This window comes from Pseudomonadota bacterium, from assembly GCA_039815145.1.
In the GTDB taxonomy this organism is placed as follows: domain Bacteria; phylum Pseudomonadota; class Gammaproteobacteria; order Steroidobacterales; family JBCBZW01; genus JBCBZW01.
Genome location: JBCBZW010000166.1, coordinates 1 through 9,679, shown reverse-complemented (window position 1 = coordinate 9,679; position 9,679 = coordinate 1). Strand labels below are relative to the sequence as shown.

Below are 9,679 nucleotides of genomic sequence, written 5' to 3'. Positions count from 1 at the left end.
TGACGCCATTGCGGCGTTGGTCAAGCGCAGCCATAGCGCTGCTATGCCTGCGCTCGCCCGCCTTGCCCTGACGCCAGTCCCGCTCGCTGAGCGTTACCTTATTTTCCAAGCGGCCCACTAGGCGGGCGCGCCCGAGCCCACGATGGGCGACGACGCATCGCCGGCCGGTGCGTCGTCGTCGGGCCCGTTCAGGGGCAGCGCCTCCACGCGGTCCCGGCCGCGCTCCTTGGCCAGATACACCGCAGCATCGGCCCGCGACAGCAGGTCCTCGGTCGAGCGGAACCCCCCCCGCGAGTAGGCCACGCCGATGCTGGCGGTAATGCTCAGCGGATCCCCGTCGTCCCGCTCCAGGCAGATGCCTCGCACCGCGGTCAGGGCCTTGTTGGCGGCCGTCAACGCCTTGTTGCGACTGGCGGGGAACAGGAATACCACGAACTCATCGCCCCCCAGGCGAGCCACCAGATCGCCCGGGCGCAGGGCACCCGTCAAGCCCTCGGCCATGGCGAGCAGTGCCTGATCACCGGTGGCGTGTCCGTACGTGTCGTTCAAGGTCTTGAAGTGATCGAGATCGATGAAGATGATCGCCGCGTCTTCGCCGCCCTTGCGTGCCGTGGCCGCGGCCTCGTCCGTCTGCCGATGGAATTCGAGGCGGTTGGCCACGTCGACCAGTGGGTCGCGGCGCGCCTGGCGGTAGAGGGCGACGGAGAGTCGCACGTTTTTGCGAATGAGCTGATTGATGCGTTTGGTCGAGAGAAACATCATCGCTACGTACACCGCGGTGAACACCACCAAGCCCGGTCCGCTGGGGCCGAGTTGGGTGGCGAAGGCGATCGCGATGGCGCTCGCGGCGGGCGTCGTGAACGCGACGAAGCAGGGCAGGTAGGTGGCGCCCGCGATAGTGGCGCCGGCGATCGTGCCAGCCGTCAGGACGGAAACGGCGATCTGGCCCGCCGGTTCCGCCTGTCCGAAGCAGCACAGACTGAGGTAGCCGATGTGCAAGCCGAAGCTCAGGGAATTGGCCGCGGCAATCTGCGTCCAGCGCGTCGAATGAAGATGCTCTCGACAGCGCAGGTAGACGGAGCTCAGGGAGAAGCGGGTGACGCCGAGGGCGATCCCCACGCCCCACCACCAGAGCACCTCCGTGGCGCCTTCCAGCACGCCCAGGAGGTAGGCCGTGACCGTGCTGTTGAGCATCATCACCACCGCCGCCGAGCGGTGGTTGCGGTAGAGCATATCGAGGATCGCCTGGCGCTCACGCTTGTGCGCGTCGGCGGCGTTGTCTTGCAGCAGATCGTCGATGGATTGGGGAGCGGCGCCGGTCATCACGCCACGCTAGCGGATTCCCTCGCGCCCCACCGCGCGCCGGGTAACGCTGCGCGCAGGTCGATGACTGAAAGTGAGCACCGGATCACAAGCGTGGGCAGCCGCGCGCTGTCACACGTGGATGATAGACTTGGTGCCAAACAACAGGCGTTTTGGACCAAACCCGACAACCTCATCAGGGAGCGATGAAATGCGATATGTAAACAGGGGCATTGCCCTTTGCGCACTGGCGTTGGCCGCGGTCACCGCGCACGCCGATCTGGTGTCCGAAGACAGCGAGTTCGGCACCGACACCATCACCTTGGACACGGACACGGGCCTTAGCTGGCTCGATTGGTCAGTGACTCTGGGCCAGAGCTTCGACGAAGTCACGGCCCAGCTCGGCCCCGGCGGCACCTACGAAGGCTTCCGCTTTGCCACCAACGCGGAGGTGGAGACCCTCTGGGGCAACGGCGGCATCGTCGACATCACCACCGAAGGCCCCATCGACTTCGCCAACGACTTCACCGCCGCCAACTTCCTGCCGGCACAAACCCTCATCGCCCTGCTCGGCACCACGGGCTTGAACGGCGACCTAACCGAAGGCCTCACCGCCGATGCCAGCGGCGGGGAGCAGACCGTCGCCGAGCTGCAGGTGTGCCGCGCCATGATGTTCTGCACCAACTTCGGCGCCCCGGGCGACTCCGCCCTCGCGTCCCTCGGGCCCAACACCCAGGCCGCGGACACGCCCAGCAACATCATCGGCGCCGCCCTGGTGCGCGATGAGGTGATGGCCGATCCGATCGCCGGCACCGTGCAGAGCGCCAGCGTGGTGCAGGTGATTTGCCGCAATCTCGTCAGCGGCCAGTCCGTGAACGGCACCACCGACGGCACCAACTGGGACTGCTCCGCCGGCGGCCTCACCGGCAACCCCGGCGAGCGTGTGCTGCAGATCGTGGTCGGCATCGCTGCCTGCGGCGGGGCGCCCTGCGATGTCGGCGGCTCCACCACCGGCGTGGACGGCCTGATCACCGTGTGCCGTAACCTCACGGCCGGCGGCAGCGCCAACGCACCGCTGATCAACGGCGCCTGGAACTGCAGCGATGCGGGCCTCGCCATCTCGAGCGGCGACATCACCCTGCAGGTGGTGGTCGGCAGCATCCCCGCCGCGGCCCGGGAAGCGCGCTTCCACTGATCCGCGTCGCCCGCGAGGGCGCCGCCACCGCGAGGGCGATGGTCGCTACCGGCCATCGCCCCGCCTCCCTCGCCCGAGTCCGACACCTCCGCACCAGCAGGCGGCAGCGCTTTTTGGTACCTTGCGCTGCATCAAGGAGGTGCTCCATGCCCTACGACGCTTCGCACCGCGCCGACCCGAGCGCGGAGCAGTTGCACGACGTCTTACGTCAGGTCCGCGCCGCCTACGCGCGCCAGCCCGCGCCCACGGCGCGTGAGCGGATCGACCGCCTCGATCGCCTGCACAACGCCGTGCTCGACTACAAGGACCGCCTGGTCGCCGCCGTCGACGCCGACTTCGGCAGCCGTCCCGCCGCCGAGACGCTCCTCATGGAGCTCCTGCCCGTGCTCCAGGGCATCGCCCACAACCGCAAGCACGTGCGGCGCTGGATGAAGCCGTCGCGGCGCGAGACGCCGCTGATGCTCGCGCCGTCCACCAGCAAGGTGCACTGTCAGCCCCTCGGCGTCATCGGCATCGTGGTGCCGTGGAACTTCCCCCTGCTGCTGTCGCTCTCGCCGCTCGTGAGCGCCTTCGCCGCCGGCAACCGGGCGATGATCAAGACCTCCGAATACGCCCCGCAGACCGGCGCCGTGCTGCAGGAGATGTTGTCAAGCACCTTCAGCGATGAGGAGGTGGTCGTGTTCACCGGTGGCGTGGAGGTGGCTACCGAATTTACTAAGCTGCCCTTCGATCACCTCGTGTTCACCGGGTCCACCCAGGTGGGCCGCATCGTCATGCGCGCCGCCGCCGAGAACCTGACGCCTGTGACGCTGGAGCTCGGCGGCAAGTCACCGGCCATCGTGCACCCGTCGTTTCCGATCCAGGAGGCCGCCTCGCGCATCGCCCTGGGCAAGGGCTTGAACGCGGGCCAGGTGTGCGTCGCGCCCGACTACCTGCTGCTGCCGCGCGATCAGGTGGACGCTTTCGCCACCGCCTACGAGGCAGCGGCCCGCAAGCACTACCCGACCCTCGCCAGCAACGGCGACTACACCTCCATCATCACCGAGCGTCAGCACGACCGCCTGCAGGGGCTGCTCGCCGATGCCGCCGGCAAGGGTGCCGAGCTCATCAGCATCAACCCCGCCGACGAGTCGCTCGAAGGCACGTGCAAGGTGCCCATGACCCTGCTCAAGAACGTGAGCGACGAGATGCAGGTGATGCAGGAGGAGATCTTCGGTCCCGTGCTCCCCCTCGTGCCCTACGACGACTTCGACGAGGCGATCGCCTACGTGAACGCGCGACCCCGTCCCCTGGCCCTGTACTACTTCGACTGGGACAAGGCCCGCGGCGAGCACGTGCTGGCGCACACCCACTCCGGTGGCGTGGCGCTGAACGACGTGTTGAGCCAGGGCGTGGTGGATGACATGCCTTTCGGCGGCGTCGGCCCCTCAGGCATGGGGCATTACCACGGCAAGGAGGGGTTCCTGAGCTTCTCCAAGGCCAAGCCCGTGATCCGCAAGGGGCGTCTCGACACAATCGCCTTCATTGCAGCGCCGTGGGGCAATCGCTTCTACAAGGCCTTCATGGCGTTCCAGTTCGCGCGCTTCCGCAAGAAGCGGTAGCCGCCGGCGCGCCCCGCGCGCCCCGCGCGCCCCTTCCCTGAGAGACTCCCTTGAGCAGCAGCTTGCCCTTCCTGCAGCGGGCCTGGCCCGCCCTGGCCTTCGGTTTTGCCCTGACCTTCTCCTCGAGCGCGGGGCAGACCTACTTCATCTCTCTCTCGGGCGGCGCCATCCGCGACGAGCTCGGCCTCAGCCATGGGGGCTTCGGCACCCTGTACACCGTCGCCACCACCGCCAGTGCCCTGGTGCTGGTCTGGCTGGGTAAGCTCGCGGATCGCTACGACCTGGTGACCTTGGGCGCGATCTGCGTCGCGGCGCTCGCCGCCGTATGTGCCATCGGCATGGGCGGCGCGCAGTCATGGTTGGTGTTAGGTGTGGCCGTGTTCGGGTTGCGCCTCGCCGGGCAGGGGATGCTCAGTCATCTTTCCATGACGGCGATGGGGCGCTGGTTTTCGGCGGAACGGGGACGGGCGCTCAGCGTGGCGGTGCTCGGGTTCACGGCGGCCGAGGCCCTGTTGCCCTTTCTGGGTGCGCTGGCCTTGGCGACATGGTCGTGGCGAACGCTTTGGTGGATTGCCGCGAGCGTGTTGGTGACCGTGATGCTGCCCCTGGTGCTGTGGTTCGGGAGCTTGGCTAAGGGGCGCGGCTTGCATCGTCCCACCGAGGCGGATGGCCCCTCGTCAGCGACGCCCACCCGCCACTGGACCCGAGCCGAAGTGATGCGCGATCCGCGCTTCTACGCGCTGTTGCCGGGGGTGTTGGCGCCGCCGTTCATCGTGACCGGGGTGTTGTTCCATCAGGTGCACCTGGTGGAGGAGAAGGGCTGGTCCCTGCCGGCCTTTGCGGCTACCTATCCGTTCTATGCGGGGGCGTCGATGGCGGTGGCTCTCGGGCTCGGCTTTGTGATCGACCGCTTTGGGGCGGTGCGGTTGTTGCCGTACTACCTTCTGCCGATTGCGGCGGGGTTGTTGGTGTTGAGCGTGACGCAGTCTTTGATCGGTGCGGCCGTGTTCATGGCGCTGATGGGGGCGAGTGCGGGTGGCGCGACGTTGGTCATCGGGGCGCTGTGGGCGGAGCTCTACGGGGTGAAGCACCTGGGGGCGATTCGGGCCCTGGCTGTGTCGCTGATGGTGTTCTCGACGGCGTTGGCGCCGGGGTTGATGGGGGCGTTGATCGATGCGGGGGTGTCGATGGACTGGCAGTACCGGATGTTGGCGGGGTATGTGCTCGTGGGTGTAGCCTTGTTCCTGGTTCTGCAGCCGTCCCTGGAGAGGACCAGCGGCGCTTCGACTGGTTGAGTGTGAGGGAGCAACTTGATCTTCGCTGAGCTCAGGTACGTTGGTCACTACGATGACCGGCACGATCAGCTTGTGGCGCTGCTCACAAAGGAGTTTGCCGACATCCAGTCGGGACACCAGGGAGACTCCTGGATCTGGGTGTGCGCGGACGAGCAAAAGGTCTCGATAGATACCTTCTCGGCTATGACGCATCAGATCAAGGCGGAGCAAGCCTCGGCGCTTGTCGCGCGCGTGATTGAGGTGCTGAGTCAGGAGTTCAAAGTGGAGGTGTTCGCTCAGCCGGAGCTGGAGAGCCACGAGGAGGCTCGGATAGAGCCAGCGTCGCCCTATGGTTCTGATCGCTAGATCTCGTGATCTCGGTGTAGCGTTCGAGCTTGTGCTCGAGTTACGAGATCTCTAGGAGTACAAGGCTTGATGCCTACACGCATGGCCCGCTTGGCGCGAATGAGTCTTTGCCTGTTAGCGACGGTAGTAGGCGCGGCCTCGGGTGGCTGCACGAACTACACCAAAGTAGCCGTCATTACCCCACCTGAACTGATGCAGTCCGCGGGCGCTGCGGAGCTTAACCCGTACGATAAAGACACCATACTCATCGCGCGCTCTGTTCGGTTGAAGCGCTATGGAGACGCTGAGTATTCCGAGGTCCTCGAGCAGCTTCGCGAACGGTACGAGGCAGCGCCGGGGCTCGAATTTCCCTACACAGAGGAGTACCTGAAGCAGGAATTCGTCGGTTCCACCATCCTGTGGCTAAAGAACTGGGTGGTGACTCTACGAGGGGCGATTGCCCTCGTGCCTCGCGTGGTGGAAGGTACTGAGTCCTGGGCATCCCGCGAGGATTGGAAGGCGAACTACGGCGACTTGGTGGCCGCGCGCACTCGTCCCTCAGGTCTGCTCGCCGTGACACGAGTGCTTTGCGACAACGATCGATACTACGAGACGTGCGCAAGCGCCTACGCTATTGGTGCATTCGATGCGCTGACGGGAGAGGAGATTGACGGACAAGGTCGCCGAATCAACATCCGGACGTTTCGCCTGCTAGGGCAGTCAGATCCGTGAAGGGTAACGAGTGCTACCAGTAGCATCAGACCGCCGCCAGCTTGGGCGATCCAGAGCACCATCCAGCCCGCCGCTGAACAGCCGAATAACCCCGCGCCTGCGAGCGGGTGCGTTGGCCTTGGTCATCGTCGGCCAGCTTCTGCTTCCGGTCGCAGCGCAGACCCCTTGTAAGTGCGAGCTGCGAGACCAGCTCGTCGAGCTAGAGAACTCCCCCATCATCGTATTCGGTCGAATCAGCCGGGCGTCACTGGCTGACAACGGTGAGGTGGATCTCTCTTTGGCGGTGCACACCACGTTGCGCGGCGTCCCGCGACGCTACCGCCCGCTTCGCATGGCTGCACCCGAAGCGTGCGGTGCCCCGGTGCATCTGGGCGCCGACGGCGTCTACTTTTTCCCTGAGACCATCGCGCCCATCACCGCTTGCCAGCGATTAGGCGTGCATTGGTCAGAAGTGCCCTTTGTGCTCGATGCGGCGCCGTTGTTGCGGGCTAATGGAGCCCCTGACGATGCAGTTCACCAGAGGCTAGTGCGCCTCTGGTGGGGAATGTCAGCTGCGGAGCTGCAGGGTTTCTTCAGATTGGTGAACCGACTAGACCAGGGGAGGAGCGTGCAGTGGCACGAGGAAGGCCGCAGGCTCGAGTACGGTCAGTTGCATGTCCGTTTCGATGACGCAGGACGATACGCGCAGTCGTGGGTGGCACCGTGAGATACGGGCTCGTGATGGTAGCGTTGGCGGCGCTAGGAACGTCCGTGTCGGCCCACGCCTGCTCCTGCTTCTCGATGGGTTTGACACGGTACTACGAAACGGTCACGAACGTGTTCACTGCCCAAATAATCGGCGGTGAGCTCGCGGGAGATCCCTTTGGGCGCCGACCCCAGCGCCGGATGCGCTTTCGAGTGCTGGAGCACTTCAAAGGGGAGATTCCCTTCGATGCGCTGGTCAGCTCTGGGGATAGCGGCAGCTGCGGGGTGTCCCTGCAGGTGGGCGACGAGTACCTGATATTCACTGATGACTACGGGGGAATCTCCCTGTGCTCAGGTCTTCAGAGGCTGTCGGACCCGGAGGCGCAAAGAGAGCTGGAGATCTTGCGGGAGCACCGCGCAGGGAACATGCCGGTCACCGACCCGTGGAGTGCATACACCCATGCGGGCGGGTGTACAGCGCGGACCACGGTAACGCTCCCGCATCATCGTGTGCCGAGCACGCTGAGCCTCACGTTCGCCCTCGAGCAGGATGGCGTGCGGTCGACTGCCACGGTGCGAAACGGGCTTTATCAGCTACCACTGGCAGGAACTGCAGTGGCGCTCACCCTCGGAGAGCGACGATGGGAGTTACCTTGGGTGCCGCCACCCCCTAGCGAGAATCGCTACGCCCGGGGGCAATACCGCTTGGAAGGCGATGCGGCGCTCTCGCTCGCCAGGTGGCTAGCGCAGGCTGCTAGCGATTCCATGGCGATCAGTTTCGAGAGTGCGCAGCACGGCCTCAGTTCGATGAGCTTGTGGGTGGCCCACGCTCGCCCAGTGTTCGAAGAGTTTCTTGGGTGCATCGAGTCCAGCGACCGCGCAGGAAACTGAGGGATCGCTTGGGAATCGTCAGTTCTCGATCACAATCTTGCCGTGATTGTCCCGTGCCGTGCGCATGTAGTCCCACGCCGCCACGTAGTCCTCCATCGCAAACACCCGATCCACATTCGCCCGAAGCGTGCCGTTCGCAAACGCCTCGTGAATGTAATCACACCCCTCCCGACACAGCGGTCCATCCTGCACGTAGTTGAACACCGAGTACGGATGAAAGGACGCATTCGCTTGGAACATCTCAACGAGCGGTAGCTGCTCCGGGAACGCACCCCCGAGCAATCCGTAGTAGTAGATCCGAGCATCGCGCGCCATCTTCGCGACGTACTCGTCCATGAGTGCCCCAGCCACACAGTCGAAGATGATGTCGACGCCAGCACCGTCGGTGGCGGCATCTATAAAGTCGGCAAGCGAGGCATCCCGCGACGATGCGAATACGTGGTTCGCGCCACTGTCCTGCAAGTACGCCTCGTTCTTCTCGAAGCGGGTGGTCGTGAGCATGTTGGCTCCACACAGCCGACCGATGTTCAGGGCAGCATTGCCGGCCGTGCTGGTGCCCGCGGTGACGAGGATGTTCCGGTCCGCGCTGGCGCCGGTGAGGCTGGCGATGGGGTAGTAGGCCGTCATGAACGCCATCCAGATCGATGCGCACTCAACGGCGGACAAACCTGCGGGCGCGCGCGTCACGTAGCGCGCGGGGATGATCACCGAGTCTGCGCTGGTGCCGCGCTGGAAGTAAAAGTAGGGCAGGGTGCAGTAACGCTGGCCGAGTTCGATCCCCTCGACGTCATCGCCCACCGCGTCGACGATGCCGACGGCTTCGATGCCGATGCGGGCGGGCAGTGACTCGAAGGTAAACGAGTAGATGCCGCGCATGAGGTCCATGTCGCCCCAGTTAAGCGCGAAGGCCTCCACCCGCAGGCGAATGTCGCCGGGGCCTGGCGCTTCCACCTCGCAGTCTCGAAGCACCAGGCTCTTGTAGCCCTGCGCGTAGTCGGTGACGACCCATTCCCGGCTGCTGGTCATGGCGAGCTCCCTGCTGGCGATCGGTGGGCAGGTGGCGCCGGCCACGTTGTCTGGAGGCGCGCCCCGCACCTTCGAGACTAGAGCGCTACTTCAACAATTTCAAATTTTATTAAAATTTTTACCCAAACTGGGATCCCACCTCGGCAAAGTGGGGCGGTGGAGTTCCTTTCACCCGGGGGATCGCGGAGACGTGTTCCAGTGGAGTGGCCGGCCTAGACCCACCGACGTACGCGAGCACAGTAGGCCCGGTAGCTCTCCCCGAACTTCTCGGCGAGCACCCGTTCCTCCGGGAGGATCTGGAACACGCTGATCCAGGCGACGAAGACCGCGAGCGTCAGCACGCCCAGGGGCTGTCCCAGCCAAAGCACCCATCCGATCAGTACGCTCAACATGCCCAGGTACATCGGGTTGCGACTGAACCGATACCAGCCGCTGATCACCAGTTCACAGGTCTTGTCAGGTGCCAACGGCGTGATGGTGGTCTTGGCCCGAAAGAACGCGATCACCGCCGTCACATCGACCGTCAAGCCGAGGGCGATCAACGCCAGCGCCACCGCTTTCTGTCCCGGTAGGTGAACTTCCCCGATAGGTCGCCAGCGATCGAGCCCCCAAGCGGCCGTCGCACACAG

General features: G+C 65.0%; 9 protein-coding genes. 6 read left to right on the top strand and 3 right to left on the bottom strand.

All coding sequences use genetic code 11. From position 1 onward, the window contains the following. Positions 1-117: 117 nt before the first annotated feature. Positions 118-1,323, bottom strand: coding sequence for a GGDEF domain-containing protein (locus AAF184_22840; protein ID MEO0425191.1), 1,206 nt, complete (start codon positions 1,321-1,323; stop codon positions 118-120). A gap of 190 nt (positions 1,324-1,513) precedes the next feature. Here AAF184_22840 and AAF184_22835 point away from each other — a divergent pair, with 190 nt between their 5' ends. From AAF184_22835 to AAF184_22810, 6 genes are all read left to right on the top strand, one after another. Next, positions 1,514-2,497 carry a hypothetical protein gene (locus tag AAF184_22835; GenBank protein MEO0425190.1) on the top strand — a complete coding sequence of 328 codons (984 nt, stop codon included), beginning with the start codon at positions 1,514-1,516 and terminating at the stop codon, positions 2,495-2,497. A gap of 146 nt (positions 2,498-2,643) precedes the next feature. Next, positions 2,644-4,098, top strand: coding sequence for a coniferyl aldehyde dehydrogenase (locus AAF184_22830; GenBank protein ID MEO0425189.1), 1,455 nt, complete (start codon positions 2,644-2,646; stop codon positions 4,096-4,098). A 50-nt stretch (positions 4,099-4,148) separates the two neighbouring features. Then, entirely contained in the window at positions 4,149-5,393 is a 1,245-nt protein-coding gene (locus AAF184_22825) for an MFS transporter (GenBank protein MEO0425188.1), read from the top strand. A gap of 15 nt (positions 5,394-5,408) precedes the next feature. Continuing rightward, the gene (locus tag AAF184_22820) at positions 5,409-5,738 is read left to right on the top strand and encodes a hypothetical protein (protein MEO0425187.1); all 330 of its coding nucleotides are present in this window, start codon (positions 5,409-5,411) and stop codon (positions 5,736-5,738) included. A gap of 66 nt (positions 5,739-5,804) precedes the next feature. Further along, positions 5,805-6,449 (top strand): hypothetical protein, encoded by a 645-nt coding sequence (locus AAF184_22815; GenBank protein MEO0425186.1) that lies wholly within the window; start codon positions 5,805-5,807, stop codon positions 6,447-6,449. Between the two features lie 816 nt (positions 6,450-7,265). Next, positions 7,266-8,024: a hypothetical protein gene (locus AAF184_22810; protein ID MEO0425185.1), complete on the top strand. Its 759-nt coding sequence runs from the start codon at positions 7,266-7,268 to the stop codon at positions 8,022-8,024. A gap of 18 nt (positions 8,025-8,042) precedes the next feature. On the opposite strand, the gene AAF184_22805 is transcribed toward AAF184_22810, so the two are convergent. Together AAF184_22805 and AAF184_22800 are read right to left on the bottom strand one after the other, a co-directional pair. Beyond that, positions 8,043-9,050, bottom strand: a complete 1,008-nt coding sequence (locus AAF184_22805) for a zinc-binding dehydrogenase (GenBank protein MEO0425184.1) — start codon at positions 9,048-9,050, stop codon at positions 8,043-8,045. Positions 9,051-9,262: 212 nt separating this feature from the next. After that, the coding region (locus AAF184_22800; protein ID MEO0425183.1) for an isoprenylcysteine carboxylmethyltransferase family protein at positions 9,263-9,679 on the bottom strand (417 nt) is incomplete at its 5' end.

Bases quoted from the DNA above. Each gene is read 5' to 3' on its own strand.
- AAF184_22840 (MEO0425191.1), bottom strand. From the start codon at position 1,323: ATGACCGGCGCCGCTCCCCAATCCATCGACGATCTGCTGCAAGACAAC.
- AAF184_22835 (MEO0425190.1), top strand. From the start codon at position 1,514: ATGCGATATGTAAACAGGGGCATTGCCCTTTGCGCACTGGCGTTGGCC.
- AAF184_22830 (MEO0425189.1), top strand. From the start codon at position 2,644: ATGCCCTACGACGCTTCGCACCGCGCCGACCCGAGCGCGGAGCAGTTG.
- AAF184_22805 (MEO0425184.1), bottom strand. From the start codon at position 9,050: ATGACCAGCAGCCGGGAATGGGTCGTCACCGACTACGCGCAGGGCTAC.